We start from the raw sequence: 19,824 nt of genomic DNA on the forward strand, positions 1-19,824 counted from the left end.
TCTTCACTCACCTCCAATTTTCATGCAAAGACGACAGTTTTCCTTGGGTTTGATGGCCGCTACCACCATGTCTTTTTGGGGTTGCGCGGCCGCCAGCAACGCAGCGAACCGCGACAAGACCACCCGCGAATGGAATGAGACCCTCGCCCACATCGAGCGCACTGCCCAGGGCCGCCTGGGCGTGGCCATGCTGGACACCGGCTCGGGCCTGGCACTGGGCTGGCGGCAGGACGAGCGCTTTGCCATGGCCAGCACCTTCAAGGCGGTGCTGGCGGGCTGGATGCTGGCGCTAGTGGACCAGGGCAAGGAGCGGTTGGATGCCCGGGTGCATTTCGCGAAGGCTGACGTGGTGGCGTATTCACCTGTCAGCGGCCCCCGTGCGGGTGATGGGGGTGGTCTGACGGTCGGCGAGCTGTGTTCTGCCACCGTGAGCCTGAGCGACAACACCGCCGCCAACCTGCTGTTGGCGCGCCACGGCGGCCCGGCGGGGTTCACGGCCTTTGTGCGATCACTGGGCGACAGCATCACGCGGCTGGACCGCACCGAGCCCACATTGAACGAAGCCAAGGTGGGCGACCCGCGCGACACGACCACGCCGCTGGCGATGCTGCAGACCTTGCGAAAGCTGACGCTGGGTGATGTGCTCACGCCCCCGTCACGCGCCTGGCTGCAGCGCTGGCTGATGGAGACGAGCACGGGCGACAAGCGCCTGCGCGCGGGTGTGCCGGGCTGGAAGGTGGGGGACAAGACGGGCACTGCCAGTGACAGCGGCACGGCCAATGATGTGGCGGTGATGTGGCCTCCGGCTGGAGGCGCCCCGGTGCTGGTGACGTGTTATCTCACGCGGTCTACCGTCAAGCCGGAGCAGCGCGATGCGGCGATCGCCCAGGTGGCGCGGGCCGTGGCCACCGCGATCCAGAATGGGTAGCAGAGCGCACAGTAACATCGTCGCACTCAGATAGGGGCGAGAACACCATGACGCACGCAACAAAAGTACCTGGCAAATCTGCGTGGGTACTCATCACAGCCATTGGCGTAGTGTTTGTTGCTACGGGTATGTGGCTGGTGATTGCTCCTTGGGCACCACCGTACGGTGGAAAGGCTGGCTTCGTGTTTCACTTGGCCTACTTCGCGGTCGGGCAGTACGGACCCGCGATGGTTTTTGCACTGCTTGGCCTGTTTGTGCTTTTTTGGGGGCTCAAGCAACTCCGCAGCTGATTTGCGCGGCCCCTCTATCCAGAGTGACTACAACTTCTTGACCAGCACCTGGCTGCGCCGGTCCCAGTTGTACTTGCGCTTGCGCGCATCAGGCAGCCAGTCTGGGTCCACGGGCTGGAATCCACGCTTGATGAACCAGTGCATGGTGCGGGTGGTGAGCACAAAGATGCTGTCCAGCCCTTGCAGCCGCGCGCGTTGCTCGATGCGCTTGAGCAGCTTTTCGCCATCGCCCGTGCCCTGGCTTTGCGGTGACACCGTCACGGCAGCCATCTCGGCCGTCTTGGCCTCGGGGTAGGGGTAGAGTGCCGCGCAGCCAAAGATCACGCCGTCGTGTTCGATGATGGTGTAGGTGGCAATGTCGCGTTCGATCTCGGTGCGGTCGCGCTTGACCAGCGTGCCGTCTTTCTCAAACGGCTCGATGAGCTGAAGGATGCCGCCCACGTCGTCAATCGTGGCCTCGCGCAGCTCTTCCAGCTTTTCGTCAATGACCATGGTGCCGATGCCATCGTGCACATACACCTCCAGCAACAGCGATCCGTCCACCGCAAACGGCAGGATGTGGCTGCGCTCCACGCCGGCCTTGCAGGCCTTCACGCAGTGCTGCAGGTAAAAGCCGGTGTCGGTAGGCTGCTGCGCGGGCGGTAGCTGCGCCAGCAAGGCTTGCGCGGCGGCCAGCGGCAGCTCGGTGTCGATGGGGTTGTCGTCGCTCTCGGGCTCGGTGGGCGACATGCGGATGCCCTGCACCTCGGTCAAGAAGATCAGCTTGTCGGCCCGCAGCTCGATGGCCACGCTGGTGGCCACTTCTTCCATGCTCAGGTTGAAAGCCTCGCCCGTGGGCGAGAAGCCAAACGGCGACAGCAGCACCAGCGCACCCATGTCCAGCGTGCGCTGGATGCCCGCCACGTCCACCTTGCGCACCAGGCCCGAGTGCTGAAAATCCACCCCATCCACGATCCCCACGGGCCGCGCGGTCAGGAAGTTGCCCGAGATCACCCGCACGGTGGCACCCGCCATGGGCGTGTTGGGCAGCCCCTGGCTGAAGGCGGCCTCGATTTCATAACGCAACTGGCCCGCAGCCTCCTGCGCGCAATCGAGCGCCACCGAGTCGGTGATGCGGATGCCGTGCGAATACTTGGCTGCATGGCCCTTGGCGGCCAGCTGTTCGTTCACCTGTGGGCGAAAACCGTGTACCAGAACAATCTTTACGCCCATGGCCTGGATCAGTGCCAGGTCTTGCGCAATGCTGTGCAGCTTGCCGGCCGCAATCGCCTCACCCGTGAGCCCGATCACAAACGTCTGGTTGCGGAACTTGTGGATGTAAGGCGCCACCGAGCGGAACCAGGGGACGAAGGTGAAGTTGAAAACGGCGGACATGGCAGTGGAGAGCGGTGGGTGGCCTTGGAGCTACGGAAAAACTGGCAATGAAAGGCAGCTGAGGAGGGCCGCCAAGTCGCGCATCATAAGCATGCAGGGCTTTCGCTGTCTGGGGCAGTTGCAGCCTGGCCCCCGGTTTGTTGCCGAAACGCCGCCAGCCGGGCCGCAAAGGGCTCCAGGATCAGAGCTTCGTCAGGCCCCGTGTGGGCTGCCACCGCAATGGCCACGCCACTTCGAGCCATCAGCGCCTGCATCTCGGGCTGGGCGATCATTCCGTGGTCCAGCAGGGCCTCTACCAGGCGGGTGAGGGCACCCCGGTACTGGCCCAGCAGGTCGCTGGCGCGCTGGTATTGGGACTGCAGCAGTTCCTCGATGGCGGCGTTGCTGGGTTCCACGTCGGTGTTGAGGTGGTTGTCCAGCTCTACAGTGACGTCCGTGCGGGACAGCCGCGTGCCAAACCCATGGTGGCGAATGAACCGCGCAGCCTCGGCCGTGACCTGCTTGTAGTCCTGCTCCGCGCCGGTCGTGCAGGCCATTTCACCAAACACCAGCTCCTCGGCCACGCGGCCCGCCAGGCCCACGCACATCATGTCGAGCGCGTTCTGGCGCGTGGTGACCTTCAGGCCCGCAAAGCTGTTGTAGCCGCCCTCGAACGAGGCGATGTTGATCTTCACCTCCTGCGGGGCCTGGCCGAACAGCAGGCAGTAGACCAGCCCGTGGCCTGCTTCGTGCACGGCTAGCAGGGCGCGGAAGTCGGCATTGGCGCGCTGCTTGAGGCGGTTGAGCTCCAACGTCACCGCGAACTGCGCTTGCTGCACGGCTCCGCTAGCGCCGGCGCCCTGAACCACCAGATGGCGTTTGTCGGCCGCCAGCGTGATGCCAAAGTCCTGCGCCAGGGGCAACTGCTGCTTCAGCACCCACAGCGCGGCGTTGACCAGGTTGGCACTCAGGATCGCGTGCACCGACGAGAACAGTGGCCGCGTGCCCTGGGCCGGAAACACCGCGTTGGCGTACAGCTCATCGTGCACGTCCTGCCCGATGGCAAAGCGCACGCCGCACTGGGCGGCAATGTCGTCGCAATACCGCGCACACAGGTTGCGGATGAGCTGCTCGTAGGTGGCCTTGTTGAACGATGGGTAGATCACATGCTCGTTGCCCAGCCGCGCGATCTGCTCAGGCTTGAAGCGTTCGCTGAGCGCCTTCTTCACATCGATGAGAGAGAGCTTGCGCGTGAGGCGGTGGAAGATGTCGGCATCGGTGTCGCAGTCTTCCACGCGCTGCGCGGTCTCGTGGTACATCTCGTCGAGGTTGCCGCAGACGAACACCAGCAGCTTGCTGTAGTCGGTCTCCCAGGAAGAAAGCGACTGCTGGAACCGTGTGAACAGGGCCTGCACCTGTGCGGGAGGCCACTGCATGATCTCGGCAAGTGGCTCTTGCAGCTTGAGCATGCGCTTGAGTTCCTGCGCGTCCCAGGCGTCGAGCTGAAAGCGGTAGGGCTTCTTGCCGGCGCGCTCCTCCTCGTTGTCGTCGGCGCGCTCGGCCTCGTAGTGCGCGTCGGCCAGCTTGCGCTCGATGTTGGTCAGTGCACTCAAAGCGGGCGGCAGGCGCCCGTCGGACAGCAGCGTCCACACATCCTGGTAGCGCTCTACCTTGACCTCCTCGCCATTGGCGCTCACTGTGCGAAAGCGCTGGAACTCGTCCAGCACCAGCATGCCCGGTGCGCCCTCGTGGATGCCGGAGTCGCCCAGCATGCCCGAGATGGACGAGCTGCCGTAGCTCGCGCCGTGGCTGAAGCCGTCCATCTGCACTTCGACAAAACGGTCGTAAAAGCCCAGCAGCTGCGCCAGGCGCCGCGTGAGCTGGGTCTTGCCCGTGCCCGTCAGGCCCCACAGGCAGACGATGACGGGGCGGGTGATGAGCTGGGGCAATACGTACCAGGCGCGGATGGCGTCGATCACGCGGTCGATCACGTCGTCGATGCCAAACAGCTCGGCCTTGAGCTGTGCTGCGGCCTGTGCCAGCGCCTGCTGGCGCTGGGCCAGCAGCTCCCGGTGGGCGGTGCCCGGTGTGTGCCGCTCGCGCGGCGTGGTTTCTTGAAGGGTAGAAAGGTCCATGGTTTTCAATTGTTTTGTATCAGTCGCTTTCGGTGAAGCGGGATGTCTGGATCGCCTTGCGCAGGGCGACGTTGTCCGCACGGCGCTGGGCCCCACGGGTTCGTATGTGCTTGCCTGCCACACTGGACAGGCTGCGTTGGGCCAGCGCTGCGGCCACAGGGTTTCGGGGCGGTCCCGAGGCTTCGAGCTTCAACACCAGGGGCGCCTTCATGCGGCGCAGCTTTTTAAGCTCGCCCTGGGTAAGAGCCTGCTCCAAGTCTTTTTGGAGTCGCACAAGTACCTTGCCGGGATGGGATGCAAGGCGCGGTGCGCAGTGGATAGCCCGGCTATCCACAAGCGCCGCAACGCCGCAGACCGCCCGGCAAGGCACTTGCCCGAAGGGTTGGAGTGAAATCGGGCAATTGGACGCCCCGGCTGCTTGCATGGGCATGAGCCCATGCGGCGCATCCAAGGCATCCACTCCTCCCGATTGCACTCCAATGCGATCTCCAAAAAGACTTGGAACAGGCTCTCAGCCCGAGACAGTTTTTTGGCACTCATGTGCACTCCACAAACAAAAAACCCCGGCAATGGAGCCAGGGCTTGTGGTGCGCTGCAATGAATGGATGCAGGAGCGCGCTTGCCGTGGCTGGACTTGCTGTGAATGCACAGTCGAGCCGGGGCGGTGGACTGTGGTCAGGCGGGAGCGAACAAGGGAACAAACATGGTGGTGACCTCCAGTGTTTTCAGGGGCTGCCGTGGCGGCAGGCGCGTGCCTGAAAGAAGCGCGAATTGTGGCGAGGCCCTCCAAGCTTGGCAAGCCAGAAAGGTGGCAAAAGCCTGTATCTGTCGCGCGAAAAGAACAATGCGGTTGAACAGCACAGTTCTCAGGCTTGGCGCCGGTAGATCCAACCAGCCGCGTGCATCCATTCTTCCTTGTCACGCGTCTGCACCACCAGTTCCACCAGATCACGGCCGGCGTTGAGCGGCACCTGCACGGTCATGCCGGCCCGGTCCGCCGACAAGGGCAGCAGGAACTGGCTCTCGTCCCAGAACAGGTAGCCGGGCAGTTCGGGCAGCTCCCGAAGTCTGGAGGCCCCCACACCAATGGCCAGCGGAATGGATGTGGGCGCTTCGTTGGTCAGCAGCCAGGTGCTGTCGAGCCGCGCAGTCCAGGGGGCGGCAAGGGGGCCGGGTGCGGGCGGCATTTGTTGGCCGATGGGCACTGTGATCCAGTAGTGCCCCGCCGTGGCGGCCTCGCGCGCAAGGAGGTAGCGGCGGCCTTCGGACTGCTCCCAGCGGTAGTGGGTGCCAGGCTGGGCGTCTGACCACCACCAGCCATCGCTGCGCAGGCGAAGCCCGGTGCTCAGGTTTTTCCAGTCCTGCAGTTTTGGGTTCCACGACCACAGGTCAACCTGTTGGCGGTCGGGCGAGACGGCTTTGATGGGCGCGGAGTAGTTGCCATAGATGCCGAGCAGGGCATCCACCGCGCTGGAAGATGCGGTGGCCATGGCGGGGGGGGCGGTCGAGACCCGGGGCGGCAGCACACGCAATTGCCCTGTCTCCTGCAAGGCGCGCAGTGCAATGCCCTCGGCAATCGGGCCCGGCTTGAAGCTGGCGGCGTTGCCGGTGATCATGACCGCCATGCCCGCCTGGGGCAGCACGCAGAAGTCGCTGGAATAAAACATGGTGCCGCCGCTCTTTTGCCACGCGAGCACGCCCGCAGCATTCAAGCCCGGGTGCCGCGCACTGTCCCAGCCCAAGCCCGACTGCCAGTCGGGGGTGAGGCTGGGGTGCATGCCCTGGTTCTGAATCCTGCCCATCTCGGCCACGCTGGTTTTCGACACGATGCGCTGGCCATCGTGCTCGCCGCCCTGGATGAGCATGGCGGCCAGCTTCATCATGTCGCCGGGTGTGGTGCACAGCCCGCCCGTGGCGTAGCCCATCACGAATTCCTGGCCCTGCGGCGTGTCGTTGATGCTGCCGGGGGCAAAGCTGCCCGGTGGCAACGGCTGCAGCGTATAGCCTGATCGGGCCATGCCCAGCGGGTTGAGAAGGGCGGACTGCACAAACGCCGGGTAGGTTTGCCCGCTAACGGCCAGCACGATGCGCTCGATCAGCGTGAAACCGTCATTGCAGTACACCGCCATGGCGCCGGGGGCGTGCTTGAGGTGCACATTGGCCATGGCTGCCTCCACCTCGGCGGCATAGCCCGGCAGCGGCGCAAAGGCAAACATGTTGTGCAGGTAGGTGCCGGGCAACCCCGAGGCATGGCTCAGCAGGTGCCGGACGGTGATGTCGCGGTAGCCCGGCGACAGCATCGCGAACTGCGGCAGGTAGGCCACCACCGGAGCATCCAACTGCACGAGCCTGCGGTCTACCAGCACCATGATGGCCAGCGCCGCGAGCACCTTGCTGACGGAGCCGACGTTAAAGCGTGTGTCGGGCGTTGCGGGCGTGGTGGCGTTTGCATCCAGCGCCCCGAAGGCCTCTTGCCAGACGATGTGGTCGTTGTGCAGCAGTGCCACGGAGGCCGCCCGCATCTTGCTGCTTTGCATGGCTTCGCGAATTTCCTTGCGACCCCAGGCAATGGTCGTTGTGAGGGTGGGGGATGCAGTGCTGCTGCCACCACAACCGGGCAGTAGCGAAGCCATCGCGCTGGCGCCCGCCCAGGTCAGCCAACCACGGCGCGATGCAGGAAAAAGGCGGGGCTGATCAACAAGGTTCTGGGCGGATGGCTGTCGGGGCATTCGGTATTCCTGGGGGCATTGGCCACGGAGGCATCGCCAGTCGAGGCGCGATTGTGGAAGCCCCGCACCCGGGCTGGCAACCGCGCGCATGGCCCGTGTTGCACGCGGCCAACGCCCGGCTCGGATAATGCAGCCCTCCATGACCGAATCCGCGCCTCCCCACCCCTTGCCAACCGCCCCGCGCACTGCGCCGCTGCGCATCACCTTTCCTGAGTCCCTGCCCGTATCGGGCAAGCGCGAAGAGATCATGGAGGCCATCAAGAAGCACCAGGTCATCATCGTGTGCGGCGAAACGGGCTCCGGCAAAACCACGCAGTTGCCCAAGATTGCACTGGCGCTGGGCCGGGGCAAGTGCAACGCCAGGCCAGGCACCAAGGGCCAGCTCATCGGCCACACCCAGCCGCGCCGCATTGCGGCCAGCAGCGTGGCCAAGCGCATTGCCGAAGAGCTGAACACGCCGCTGGGCGATGTGGTGGGCTTCAAGGTGCGGTTCCAGGACCGCCTCTCCCGCGATGCCTCCGTCAAGCTCATGACCGACGGCATCTTGCTGGCCGAGACGCAGACCGACCCGCTGCTCAAGAACTACGACACCATCATCATTGACGAGGCGCACGAACGCAGCCTCAACATCGACTTCCTGCTGGGCTACATCCGCCAGATCCTGCCGCGCAGGCCTGATCTGAAGGTCATCGTTACCTCGGCCACGATTGATGCGGACCGGTTTGCCAAGCACTTTGAGTCGGCCAAGGGCCCGGCCCCCGTCATCATGGTGTCGGGCCGCACCTTCCCGGTGGAGCAGCGCTATCGCCCGTTTGAAGAAAGCCGCGACTACGGCCTGAACGAAGCCATTGCCGATGGTGTGGACGAGCTGTGGCAAGGCAATGCGGCCGGTGACATCCTGGTGTTTTTGCCCGGCGAGCGAGAGATCCGCGAAGCGGCCGACCACCTTCGGAAGCATCTGTCGCACCAGCCCGTGATGCGCAATGCCGAGGTGCTGCCGCTGTTCGCGCGTTTGTCCCAGGCGGAGCAGGACCGCATCTTTGACGGCCACACGGGCCGCCGCATCGTGCTGGCCACCAACGTGGCCGAGACTTCGCTTACCGTACCAGGCGTGCGGTACGTCATTGACGCAGGAACAGCGCGCGTGAAGCGCTATTCTTTCCGTAGCAAAGTCGAGCAGCTGCTGGTCGAGCCCGTCAGCCAGGCCGCCGCCAACCAGCGTGCTGGCCGCTGCGGCCGAGTGGCCAACGGCATCTGCATTCGCCTGTATGACGAGGCCGGTTTCAATGGCCGCCCCCGTTTTACCGACCCCGAAATCCTGCGGTCATCGCTGGCAGGCGTCATCCTGCGCATGAAGTCGCTGCACCTGGGCGACGTGACGCAGTTCCCCTTCATCGAGGCGCCTTCGGGCCGCGCGATTGCCGACGGCTACCAGCTGCTGGCCGAATTGGGCGCGGTGGATGACGCCAACGAGCTGACCCCCATGGGAGTGGAGCTTTCGCGCCTGCCGCTGGACCCGCGCGTGGGCCGCATGATCATCGAGGCGCGCGACCGCAAGGCGCTCGATGAAGTGCTGGTGATTGCCAGCGCCCTGAGCGTGCAGGACGTGCGCGACCGTCCCATGGAGGCGCAGCAGCAGGCCGACCAGGCGCACGCCAAGTTCGACGACGACAAGAGCGAGTTCAGCGGCTACCTCAAGCTGTGGAAATGGATCAACGAAGCGCGGGGCGGAGCACCCAGCCTGCCATCGGCCCGTGCCCAGAAGGCGATGGCCGCGCAGAAAGCGCCTTCGCAGGCCTACTTGCCGGTGGCGCAGCGCAGTGGCGGGGGCAGTCCTGCCGCAGCGCCTGCTGTACCCGCCGCCGTCCCCGCTGCGACTCACAAACTCAGCAACCGCCAGTACGAGCAGCTGCTGCGCCAGAACTTCATCAGCATCCGCCGCCTGCGCGAGTGGCGCGACATCCACACCCAGCTGCTCACGGTGGTCACCGAGCACAAGTGGCAGATCAACACCCAGCCCGCCAGCTACGAGCAGCTGCACCTGTCGATGCTGGCCGGGCTGCTGGGCAACGTAGGCGCCAAGAGCGACGAGGAAGACTGGTACCTGGGCGCGCGCGGCATCAAGTTCTACAAACACCCCGGCGCTCACCTGAACAAGAAGCCGGGGCGCTGGATCGTGGCGTCGGAACTGGTGGAAACCACGCGGTTGTTCGGCCGGGGCATTGCGGCTATTGAGCCGCAATGGCTCGAACAGATTGGCGGGCATGTGCTGCGAAAGCAGCTGCTCGACCCACATTGGGAGAAGAAGTCTGCCGAGGTGGTGGCGCTGGAGCGCGCCACGCTCTACGGCATCGTGGTCTACAACAACCGCCGCGTGAACTTCGGCAAGGTAGACCCGCACGCTGCGCGCGAGGTGTTCATCCGCGAGGCGCTGGTGGGTGGCAACTGGGAGACCAAGCTGCCTTTCCTGGCCGCCAACCAGAAGCTCATTGCCAAGGTCGAAGAGCTGGAGCACAAGTCGCGCCGCCAGGACGTGCTGGTGGACGACGAACTCATCTACGCCTTCTACGACCATCAGCTGCCGCCCGAGGTATGCAGCGGCCACAGCTTTGAGGCTTGGTACCGCGAAGAAAGTAAAAAACAGCCTGATCTGCTCAAGCTCACCCGCGATGAGCTGATGCGCCACGAGGCCGCAGGCATCACCACCAACGCCTTTCCCAAAACCGTGCGACTGGGTGGCGTGGACTGCGCCGCCAGCTACCTGCACGAGCCCGGCGATGCGCGCGACGGCATCACCGTGACCATCCCGCTCTTCGTGCTCAACCAGGTGAGCGACGAGCGCTGCGAATGGCTGGTGCCGGGCATGCTCAAGGACAAGATCCAGGCGCTGCTCAAAAGCCTGCCGCAGCGCCCACGCAGCCGCTTTGTGCCGCTGTCCGAGTCCGCCACCCGTCTGGCCGCGCTGCTGGGCACGCCCGAACGTTTTGGCACCGGCAGCCTCACTGATGTGTTGCTCAAGCAGGTGCGCGACGAAACCTCGCTGGATGTGAAGCGGGCGGACTTCAAGCTCGACATGCTCAGCCCGCACTTGTTCATGAACTTCCGCGTGGTGGACGAGCACGGCCGACAGCTTGGTCATGGCCGCAACCTGGGCGCGCTCAAGGCCGAATGGGGCGCCAAGGCGCGCGGCGCATTCCAGGCGCTGGCAGGGCTCAAGCTCAGTGGCGGGGCGGCAGAGAGTGAAAAAAATGAGTCAAAAGTGCCTCCAGCGCTTGATGGTAAAGCGCAAGCAGCTACTAAATCAGGAGTAAAGGGTGCAGCGCCCGCCACCGCGAAACCTGCGAGCGTCACCCCATCGCCCCCCGCAGGCCAGCGCTACACCACCTGGACGTTTGGCGAGTTGCCCGAGCTGATGGAGATCAAAAAGGCCGGGCAGACGCTGATCGGCTTTCCGGCGCTCATCGACGGCGGCGACGCTGTGACCATCGAGGTTTTTGACGAGCCCGAAGTCGCCGCAGCCAAACACCGCGCGGGCCTGCGCTGCCTGTTTGCGCTGCAGATCAAGGACGCCCTCAAGTACCTGGAAAAAAACATCCCCGACCTGCAGAAGATGGCCGTGGCCTACATGCCCCTGGGTACACAAGAAGAGCTGCGCACCCAGATCATCGACGTGGCGCTGGACCGGGCCTTTTTGCTCGACCCGCTGCCCACCGACGAAGTTGCCTTCAAGCGCCGCGTGGAAGAGGGCAGGGGCCGCCTCACGCTGATCGCCAACGAGGTCGCGCGCCTGGCCGCCACCATCCTCACTGAATACGCAGCCGCCGCCCGCAAGATCAAGGACACCAAAAACGCCCCCGAAGCCACAGCGGACGCACTGCAGCAGCTGCAGCGCCTGGTGCCCAAGAACTTCATTGCCGTGGCCCCGTGGACGCAACTGGCCCACTACGCCCGCTACCTCAAAGCCATCACGCTGCGGCTTGATAAATACCGCGCCGACCCCGCCCGTGACGCTGCCAAACTGGCCGAGCTGCGCCCGCAAGAGCAGCGCTACTGGCGCCTGGTGGCCGAGCGCAAGGGGCAGGTTGATGCGCGCATGCAGGAGCTGCGCTGGCTGCTGGAGGAGCTGCGCGTGAGCTTCTTTGCGCAGGAGCTGCGCACGCCGCAGCCAGTGAGTGTGAAGCGGCTGGATAAGTTGTGGGCGCAGGTCAACAGCTGATGGCCGGGGTGGAGGCCTGCGCCTTACCCCCTGGTCCAGATCTTGATCGTCACGTACATCGTGTAGCCCAGTGCGAGCACCATCCACACCACAAAAAACAGGTTGGCCCAGTACTGGCCGGAGTGCTCTGCCAGGGTGTAGACCTGCCCGGCGCAGCCCTTTCCAACGCAGGAAATTTCGTGCAGCACCACTGCGCGCAGGGCTTCGAACAAAAGGTAGCACCCCAAACCGGCAACGAGCAAGAAGCCGATGGGCCCGACAGGTGGTTTGGTGAACTCATCGTTCTTGTCGCGCAAGCCCTGGTTGAGCAACTTCTGTCCGTACCGGTAAAAGACGTATCCGACCAGGAGCATCAGGGCGTAATAGACGAGGGTCAGCATGTCGTCGAGTCTTGGTAGGTAGGAGGAACAAGCGGCGTGGCGACGATGGTAGCCGACGCCTCTCGATCACCAGTTGCCCCAGAAGCGCTGGCGCTGTGCCGCCAGCCTGTGGTCACTGCGCCGCGTGCGACCGGTACCTCGGCGTCACATGCGCGACGCAGCATCAGTGCCATCCCCAATGCCGTGGGGCACCATGCGAACTAGGCTGTGTTCTTCAAAGGAATCCCTGCTCCATGCGCGCTCACTACAAGTTCTGGCCCCGCCGGCTGCCCAAGTCCATCACCCTGCCGTCCACCTCGCTGTGGGACAACCTGTCCACCAATGCACGCCGCTACCCCGACAAGGCGGCGCTGGTGTTTTTTGGGACCACGGTCAGCTATCGGCAATTGATGGAAGGCGCGGAGCGCCTGGCTGCGCGGCTGGCCCAGCTGGGCGTGCAGCGCGGCGACCGTGTGGTGCTGTGCATGCAGAACTGCCCGCAGCTGGTGATGGCGCATTTCGCCATCCTGCGGGCCAATGCGGTGGTGGTGCCGGTCAACCCCATGAACCGGGCCGAGGAGCTCAAGCACTACATCACCGACCCCGACACCAAGGTGGCGATCACCACGGGTGATCTGGCCCCAGAGATGGCCAAGGCCAGCAATGCGTTGGCCCCTGGCGAGCGGCTGGCGCATCTGGTGGTCACGCAGTTCTCGGATGCGTTTGACGTGGCCGTGACCGGCATGGATGCGCCGCCCGAGGCGTGGATGGACTGGCTGGGCACGCGCCACCCCTTGCCGGCACTGGAGGGTGGGCAAGCCCACGCCTGGGCAGATGCCCTGGCTTGTACTGATGCGCCCCCCGCTTTGTTGGTAGGCCCGGCCGACCTGGCGCTGTTGCCCTACACCAGTGGCACCACGGGGCTGCCCAAAGGTTGCATGCACCTGCACAAAAGCATCATGCACAACACGGTGGCCGCCAGCCTGTGGGGCAATGGGTCTGTCGACAATGTGACGCTGGCGGTGGTCCCCATGTTCCATATCACCGGCATGGTGAGCGTGATGCACACGTCGATCTACTGCGGCGCCACGCTGGTCATCATGCCCCGGTGGGACCGCGACCTGGCCGGGCGCCTCATATCGCGCTACCAGGTCACCACCTGGACCAACATTCCCACCATGGTCATCGACCTGCTGGGCAGCCCGAACTTTGCCAGTTATGACCTGTCCAGCCTGGCTTATATCGGTGGGGGTGGGGCCGCCATGCCGCAGGCAGTGGCGCAGCGCTTGCTGGAGCAGTATGGCCTGCGGTATTCCGAGGGCTATGGCCTGACCGAGACAGCCGCTCCGTCGCACGCCAACCCGCCCGACCACCCCAAGCAGCAGTGCCTGGGCATTCCGTTCATGAGCACCGACGCGCGGGTGATCGACCCCGACACGCTGCAGGAGCTGCCCGTGGGCGAGCAGGGCGAGATCATCATCCATGGCCCCGAGGTGTTCGAGGGCTACTGGAAGCGGCCCGATGCCACGGCCTCGGCCTTCATCGAGTTCGAGGGCAAGCGGTTCTTCCGCTCGGGGGACCTGGGGCGCATGGACGAGGACGGCTATTTCTTTTTGACCGACCGGCTCAAGCGCATGATCAACGCGAGCGGCTTCAAGGTCTGGCCCGCCGAGGTCGAGGCGTTGATGTTCCGCCACCCAGCCATCCAGGAGGCCTGCATCATCGCCGCCAAAGACAGCTATCGGGGCGAGACGGTCAAGGCCGTGGTGGTGCTGCGCGCCACGCACCAGGACACGACCGAGCAGCAGATCATCGACTGGTGCCGCGAGAACATGGCGGTCTACAAGGTGCCGCGCATTGTGCAGTTTGTGGCGGCGTTGCCCAAGAGTGGCAGTGGCAAGGTGATGTGGCGGGCGCTGCAGGAGCAGGAGGCTCAGTAGGGGAAGTGGCAGTAGCAGTTGCAGTGGCAGCAGCCGCTGTGGCCCATTGGTGTGTGGCCAGGCCGGGAATCGGAATCAGGGGCTGCCATTGGCAGCCCTTTTTTCCATGCCCCGGGTCAGTGGGATGGCGTAGCCAGCGTCAGCTCGCCCAGATCCCGCTCCAGCAAGGCGGGGTCGCCCAATTGCAGTTCGATCAGGCGGCGCAGGTGGGTCACGCTGTCCAGATCGATGCCCCGGCACAGCAGGCCGGTGTGCAGGCCTTCGGTATGCGCGACTTCGGTGGACATGGCGATGTGGTTGCCGGTTTCGGCCAAGGGAATGGTCAGCTGGCAGAGCATGCCCGGCTCCAGGTCGGCCTGCGCGGGCACCATGATCAACGCGCCTTTGAGGGACAGGTCCAGCACATGCACGCTGAATGCGTCGGTGGATGTGGTCAGCAGGGCCGGTGCGTCAAAGCCGACGCGGACAAAGTGGCGGCGTTCGTGGGGCATCGCTGTCTCCTGGGCGAAGCGGGGGTGGGCACATGCTACTCCAAGCCCGGCGGTGGCAGATTGCATTTGGATGTTTTTGCAAGCTTTCGCTACCATGGGTCTTATTTCCCTGATTTCGATAGGGCCAAGCTGTGAGTCCATGCGTGTACCGGTTCGGGAGCCATTGCGTCGGCTGGCTGCGATGGGCAGTGCTGTTGGCGTTGCTGTGGGCATGTGGCGTTGCGATGGCGGCTCCGCGCGAACTGCGCGTGGGGGTGTACTCCAACGAACCCAAGGTGTTTGTGAACGCGGAGGGCAAGCCCTCAGGCATCTTTGTGGACCTGCTTCAGCTGGTGGCCACCCGAGAGCAATGGACACTGCGCTATGTGCCCTGCGATTGGCAGGACTGTCTGGATGCGCTGGCAGCCGGGCAGATTGACCTGATGCCCGACGTCGCCCGCACCCGCGAGCGCGAGCGGCTGTTCGACTTTCATGCCTCGCCCGTGCTGCACAGCTGGTCGCAGGTCTACCGCGCGCGGGGCAGTTCCATCCAGTCGATGTTCGACCTGGCGGGCAAGCGCGTGGCGGTGCTCAAGGGCTCGGTGCAGCGCGCAACCTTCCAGAGCATGATGGACAGTTTTGGCATCGCGGTGCTGCTGATCGACGCGTCCACACTGACCGAGGCTTTCGAATTTGTACAGAACGGCGATGCGGATGCGGTGATTGCCAACCACCTGTTCGGCAACTTTCATGCGGCCCAGTATGGGCTGGCGGATTCGGGCATCGTGTTCCAGCCCGCCACCTTGTACTTTGCCACCGGCCTCGGACGCAACGCCGATGTGCTGGATGCCATTGATCGATCAGTGCAGGACTGGCGCAGCGGTGCCGACGCGCAGTACACCCAGGTTCTGCGCCGCTGGGGCGGGCAAGAGCAGGGCGCGCGCATTCCCCCCTGGGCGTGGTGGGGTGTGGCGGGGCTGGCGTTGTTCGGGCTGCTGGCCGCGCTCTCGGCCGTGGTGCTGCAGCGCAAGGTGCAGGAGCGCACACGCCACCTTCAGGTCAGCGAGCAGAAGCTGGCGGCCATCCTCGACAGCGTGGGTGCCTTCATCTACATCAAGGGGCGGGACTATCGCTACCAGTATGCGAACCACCATATCCTGGAGCTGTTCGGGCGGCCCGCGAGCGAGGTGGTGGGGCAGGACGACACGGCTTTTTTTGACCAGGCCACTGCCGTACAGATCCAGGAAAACGACCGGCGCGTTCTGGAGCACGGCGAGCGGCTGGAGGTGGAAGAGGTCAATACCCACCTGGCCGATGGCGTGACCCGTACCTACCTGTCGGTCAAGATTCCCCTTCGCCTGCCCGACGGCAGCATCCACGCGCTGTGCGGTATCTCCACCGACATCACAGAGCGCAGCCGGGCCGAGGAGTCGCTGCGGATCGCGGCATCCGTGTTCGAGTCGTTCGAGGGCATGGTGGTTACGGGGCCGGACCAGCGCATCCTGAAGGCCAACCAGTCGTATGCACGCCTCACGGGGTATACGGTGGAGGAGCTCGTGGGCCAGACCCCCGCATTGCTGCAGTCTGGCCGCCACGATGCGCAGTTTTACGAAGGCCTGCACAGTGCGCTGCGCAGCACCGGTGCCTGGCAGGGCGAAGTGTGGAACCGGCGCAAGAACGGCGAGGTGTACCCCGCGTGGATCACGGTGACGGCTGTGCGTTCTGCACAAGGCGAGGTCACGCACTATGTGGGCACGCTGACCGACATCTCGCACCGCAAGGCTGCCGAGGAGGAGATCCGTCTGCTCGCGTTCTACGACCCGCTCACCGGTCTGCCCAACCGCCGCCTCATGAACGACCGTCTGCAGCACAGCCTGGCCACCTCGGCGCGCTCCGGTGCGGGCGGGGCACTGCTGTTTGTGGACCTGGACAACTTCAAGGATCTGAACGATACACAGGGCCACGAGTTCGGCGATCAGCTCTTGCGCCAGGTGGCGGCCCGCCTGGGCGGTTGTGTGCGCAGCGGCGACACCGTGGCGCGGCTGGGGGGCGACGAATTTGTGCTGCTGATCGAGGGGCTGAGCCCACAGGCCCACGAGGCCGCTGCCCAGGCAGAAACCGTGGGGCGCGCGGTGCTGCTCGCATTGGCGCAAGGCTATCCGCTCGGGGGGCACACGTACCACAGCTCGTGCAGCATCGGCGTGGCGCTGTATGCCGATGCGCAGGGCTCAGTGGACGAACTGCTCAAGCGGGGCGACATGGCCATGTACCAGGCCAAGGGTGCCGGGCGCAACACGATGCGGTTCTTTGATCCGCGCACACAGGCAGCCGTCACGGCGCGCACGGCCCTGGAGTCCGGGATGCGCGAGGCCTTGCGTGACGGCCAGTTCCTGCTGCACTACCAGGCCCAGATCAGCCAAGCCCACGGCATGGTGGGGGCCGAGGCGCTGGTGCGCTGGCAGCACCCGCAGCGGGGGCTGGTGTCGCCGGCCGAGTTCATTCCGGTGGCCGAGGCCTCGGGCCTCATCGTGCCGCTGGGGGCGTGGATATTGCGCACTGCCTGTCTGCAGCTGGTGGAGTGGGAAAAAGACCCGGCCACCGCCCCCTGGACCTTGGCCGTCAACGTGAGCGCGCGCCAGTTCCGCCACCCGCACTTTGTGGACGAGGTGCTGGGCGTGCTTGAAGAGACGGGGGCCAACCCGCAGCGCCTGAAGCTGGAGCTGACCGAGACCCTGCTACTTGACGACGTGGAGGACACGATCGAGCGCATGACCACGCTGCGGGCGCTGGGCCTGGGGTTTTCGCTCGACGACTTCGGCACCGGGTACTCGTCCCTGAGCTACCTCAAACGCCTGCCGCTGGACCAGCTCAAGATCGACCAGAGTTTTGTGCGCGACCTGCTCACCGACGCCAACGATGCCAGCATTGCCCGCACCATCGTCACCCTGGCCCAGAGCCTGGACCTGGGCGTGATTGCCGAAGGCGTGGAAACCTGCGAGCAGCGCGACATGCTGGCCAGCCTGGGCTGCCACATGTGGCAGGGCTACCTGTTTGGGCGGCCCGGACCTGCCAGCGCACTGCGGGAGGCGCCGGCAGGGGCGGTGGTGTAGGGCCGTCTATTGTTGGAGGGTGCTTCTATTTTGATAGCTGCTAGCGCTTGATAGGTAAGCGCTAGAAGCAAATTTTGCTTGTAAAATTGACCGCTGCGAGGCCGGCAAGGGGTTCTGTCGCCATTTCCTTACATCCTGTGCACCCTGCGCGGTGTAGGGTGTGGCAGGCCTTGTTACAAACCAGGGCCAGCCTACCGCAGCCGCCCAACGGGTGGCGGCTCCGGGTGGCAAAAACAAGGAGTCCCCCATGAAAAACACCACCATGACCACGATGCACTCACTCCGTCTTCTCCTGTCTGGCGCGATGGCCGCGCTGCTGCTGGCAGCCGCTGGCGGCGCCCACGCGCAGGCCTATGTCAACGCCACCGTGGGCGGCGAACTGGCGCCCGGCGTGTACGGCCGCATCAACATCGGCAATGCGCCACCACCGCCGCTGATCTACGCCGAGCCGGTCATCATCCACCGCCCGGCAGTGGTGGTGCCACGGGCACCCATCTACCTGTATGTGCCGCCCGGCCATGCCAAGAACTGGGGCAAACACTGTGGCCGCTACAACGCCTGCAACCAACCGGTGTATTTTGTGCAGGAGCCACCACCACGCCGTGGCCCTCCACCCCGTGCCCACGGCCGCGATGACCGCCGCTGGGACGACGACCACCGCCACGGTGGCAAGCACGACCGTGACCATGACCGGGGGCGCGGCCATGGCAACGGCAAGGGCCACGGCAACCGCGATTGATGGCTAACGACTGAGGGGGAAGGCCGATCGCAGCACTGCGGGGTGCCAAGCAGGTGCAGGCCCTGCCGCACCTTGCTTGAGCCACCGCAGAAGACCTGCGGCGCCAGCGGTTAAGCTCGGGCTTCTATGGCCCAAGTCACTTTTTCTCCTCCGTTCACGGCTCCCTCCGATGTGGCGAGCCAGCTCCGCAAGGCGGGCTACGCCGTTCTGTCGCCTGCCGATGTGGCCCGCTGGGTGGGCTGCGATCTTTCGTCGCTGATGGCCCTGAATGGCGACTGGGCGGCGTTGCCGCCCGATGATTTTCTGAAGGACGGTGGCCGCTACCGGCGCCGCCGCCATGCGTGTTTTGTGGTGCAGGGCGGGCAACTGCAGCAGGCACCGCACCGGGCGCACTGGCAACCTGTGGAATACAACGCGCTGCATGGCGGCATGGAGCGCTGGTTTGCGCCCATGGAGGCTGCCACCGTGGCCCAGCCGGTGTGGCAGCAGCTGCTGGCTGCGCTGGCCGGGGTGTCCGATGCCGTGTTTGCTCTGTCCGAGGCGCCCGTGCCCTGGTTCATCGAGGCGCACCAGTTCCGCATCGACACCACCGACGGCATTGGCCGGCCCACGCCCGAGGGGGCACACCGCGATGGCGTGGATCTGGTGGCTGTCTTCCTGGTGGGGCGCGAGGGCGTCAAGGGCGGCGAGACGCGCGTTTTCGAGGCCGCAGGCCCGAGCGGCCAGCGCTTTACGCTGACCGAGCCGTGGTCTTTGCTGCTGCTGGACGATGCCCGCATGATCCACGAGTCCACCCCCATTCAACCGTTGGCCGAAGGCGGGTACCGCGACACCCTGGTGGTCACCTGCCGCCGAGGCAACTTTCAGGGGGCGGACGTGGTGGGGCAGACCCCGGCAGCCTGAACACAAGCGCCTGCAGCAGCGCATGTGTGCAGCCGATTTGATGCGAATCAAGATGCGGGGTATGGTGGCGGTTCACACTCTGGTTCAAGAAGTCGGGCCACAAGCTTGACTCACCCATCAACCCAAGGAGAAGCACCATGTTCAAGCACATTCTGGTTCCAGTCGATGGTTCCAACACCTCGATGCTGGCCGTGTCCAAGGCGGCCGGGCTGGCCAAGACCTTTGGCAGCGCCGTGACGGCGGTCTACGTGGTAGACCCCTATCCCTTCACCGGCGTGGGGGCCGATTTTGCGTATGGCCAGGCGCAGTACATCAATGCCGCTACCTCCGAAGCCAACGCGGCCCTGGAAGCCACGCGCAAAGCCATGGCCGAAGCCGGTGTGGCTGTGACCACCGTGGTGGGCGAGGGCCATGCCGTGCACGACGGCATCCTGCGCGCGCTGGAGAGCACGGGCGCCGACCTCATCGTGATGGGTTCACACGGCCGCCGAGGCCTTGAAAAGCTGGTGCTGGGCAGCGTCACGCAGCGCGTGCTGGGTGTGGTGCACATCCCGGTTCTGGTCGTGAGGGACTGAGCGCCACTCCTATGAAGAACGGCTCCGAAAGGAGCCGTTCTTCATTTCAGTTCTCGATGACGCCGTGCATCCGCGCA

14 protein-coding genes are annotated in these 19,824 nt (G+C 64.9%); 8 read left to right on the forward strand and 6 right to left on the reverse strand.

Annotated features, from left to right (window positions below; all coding sequences use genetic code 11):
* Nucleotides 1-67 precede the first annotated feature (67 nt).
* Nucleotides 68-928: a class A beta-lactamase gene (bla, locus tag EXV95_RS03205; RefSeq protein ID WP_255484903.1), complete on the forward strand. Its 861-nt coding sequence runs from the start codon at nucleotides 68-70 to the stop codon at nucleotides 926-928.
* A gap of 47 nt (nucleotides 929-975) precedes the next feature.
* Nucleotides 976-1,218 (forward strand): hypothetical protein, encoded by a 243-nt coding sequence (locus EXV95_RS03210; RefSeq protein WP_176885787.1) that lies wholly within the window; start codon nucleotides 976-978, stop codon nucleotides 1,216-1,218.
* A 27-nt stretch (nucleotides 1,219-1,245) separates the two neighbouring features.
* On the opposite strand, the gene argA is transcribed toward EXV95_RS03210, so the two are convergent.
* The 4 genes from argA to EXV95_RS03230 form a co-directional block, all read right to left on the reverse strand.
* Entirely contained in the window at nucleotides 1,246-2,592 is a 1,347-nt protein-coding gene (gene argA / locus EXV95_RS03215) for an amino-acid N-acetyltransferase (protein WP_055397476.1), read from the reverse strand.
* A gap of 83 nt (nucleotides 2,593-2,675) precedes the next feature.
* Complete coding sequence (locus tag EXV95_RS03220) at nucleotides 2,676-4,706, reverse strand: AAA family ATPase (RefSeq protein ID WP_255484904.1); 2,031 nt, start codon at nucleotides 4,704-4,706, stop codon at nucleotides 2,676-2,678.
* 19 nt (nucleotides 4,707-4,725) lie between these two features.
* Nucleotides 4,726-4,917: a hypothetical protein gene (locus EXV95_RS03225; RefSeq protein ID WP_176888934.1), complete on the reverse strand. Its 192-nt coding sequence runs from the start codon at nucleotides 4,915-4,917 to the stop codon at nucleotides 4,726-4,728.
* 655 nt (nucleotides 4,918-5,572) lie between these two features.
* Nucleotides 5,573-7,435, reverse strand: coding sequence for a serine hydrolase (locus tag EXV95_RS03230; protein WP_176885788.1), 1,863 nt, complete (start codon nucleotides 7,433-7,435; stop codon nucleotides 5,573-5,575).
* A gap of 139 nt (nucleotides 7,436-7,574) precedes the next feature.
* Between EXV95_RS03230 and hrpA the strand changes: the two genes are divergently transcribed.
* The gene (hrpA, locus tag EXV95_RS03235) at nucleotides 7,575-11,651 is read left to right on the forward strand and encodes an ATP-dependent RNA helicase HrpA (protein WP_176885789.1); all 4,077 of its coding nucleotides are present in this window, start codon (nucleotides 7,575-7,577) and stop codon (nucleotides 11,649-11,651) included.
* A 23-nt stretch (nucleotides 11,652-11,674) separates the two neighbouring features.
* On the opposite strand, the gene EXV95_RS03240 is transcribed toward hrpA, so the two are convergent.
* Complete coding sequence (locus EXV95_RS03240; protein WP_176885790.1) at nucleotides 11,675-12,031, reverse strand: hypothetical protein; 357 nt, start codon at nucleotides 12,029-12,031, stop codon at nucleotides 11,675-11,677.
* A 233-nt stretch (nucleotides 12,032-12,264) separates the two neighbouring features.
* On the opposite strand from EXV95_RS03240, the gene EXV95_RS03245 reads away from it, so the two are divergent.
* Complete coding sequence (locus EXV95_RS03245; protein ID WP_176885791.1) at nucleotides 12,265-13,950, forward strand: long-chain fatty acid--CoA ligase; 1,686 nt, start codon at nucleotides 12,265-12,267, stop codon at nucleotides 13,948-13,950.
* 116 nt (nucleotides 13,951-14,066) lie between these two features.
* Here the strand turns inward: EXV95_RS03245 and EXV95_RS03250 are convergent, their stop codons facing one another.
* Nucleotides 14,067-14,441, reverse strand: a complete 375-nt coding sequence (locus tag EXV95_RS03250) for a PilZ domain-containing protein (protein ID WP_055397452.1) — start codon at nucleotides 14,439-14,441, stop codon at nucleotides 14,067-14,069.
* A gap of 224 nt (nucleotides 14,442-14,665) precedes the next feature.
* Here EXV95_RS03250 and EXV95_RS03255 point away from each other — a divergent pair, with 224 nt between their 5' ends.
* The 4 genes from EXV95_RS03255 to EXV95_RS03270 all read left to right on the forward strand — a co-directional run bounded on the left by EXV95_RS03255 (nucleotide 14,666) and on the right by EXV95_RS03270 (nucleotide 19,747).
* Complete coding sequence (locus tag EXV95_RS03255; protein WP_255484905.1) at nucleotides 14,666-17,530, forward strand: EAL domain-containing protein; 2,865 nt, start codon at nucleotides 14,666-14,668, stop codon at nucleotides 17,528-17,530.
* Between the two features lie 247 nt (nucleotides 17,531-17,777).
* Nucleotides 17,778-18,269 (forward strand): hypothetical protein, encoded by a 492-nt coding sequence (locus EXV95_RS03260; protein ID WP_228895041.1) that lies wholly within the window; start codon nucleotides 17,778-17,780, stop codon nucleotides 18,267-18,269.
* Nucleotides 18,270-18,395: 126 nt separating this feature from the next.
* On the forward strand, nucleotides 18,396-19,172 hold the full coding sequence (locus EXV95_RS03265) for a 2OG-Fe dioxygenase family protein (RefSeq protein WP_176885792.1): 777 nt from the start codon (nucleotides 18,396-18,398) through the stop codon (nucleotides 19,170-19,172).
* Between the two features lie 137 nt (nucleotides 19,173-19,309).
* The gene (locus tag EXV95_RS03270) at nucleotides 19,310-19,747 is read left to right on the forward strand and encodes a universal stress protein (protein ID WP_055397444.1); all 438 of its coding nucleotides are present in this window, start codon (nucleotides 19,310-19,312) and stop codon (nucleotides 19,745-19,747) included.
* The last annotated feature ends 77 nt before the right edge of the window (nucleotides 19,748-19,824 follow it).

Source organism: Acidovorax sp. JMULE5, from assembly GCF_013376875.1.
Taxonomy (GTDB): Bacteria; Pseudomonadota; Gammaproteobacteria; order Burkholderiales; family Burkholderiaceae_C; genus Acidovorax; species Acidovorax facilis.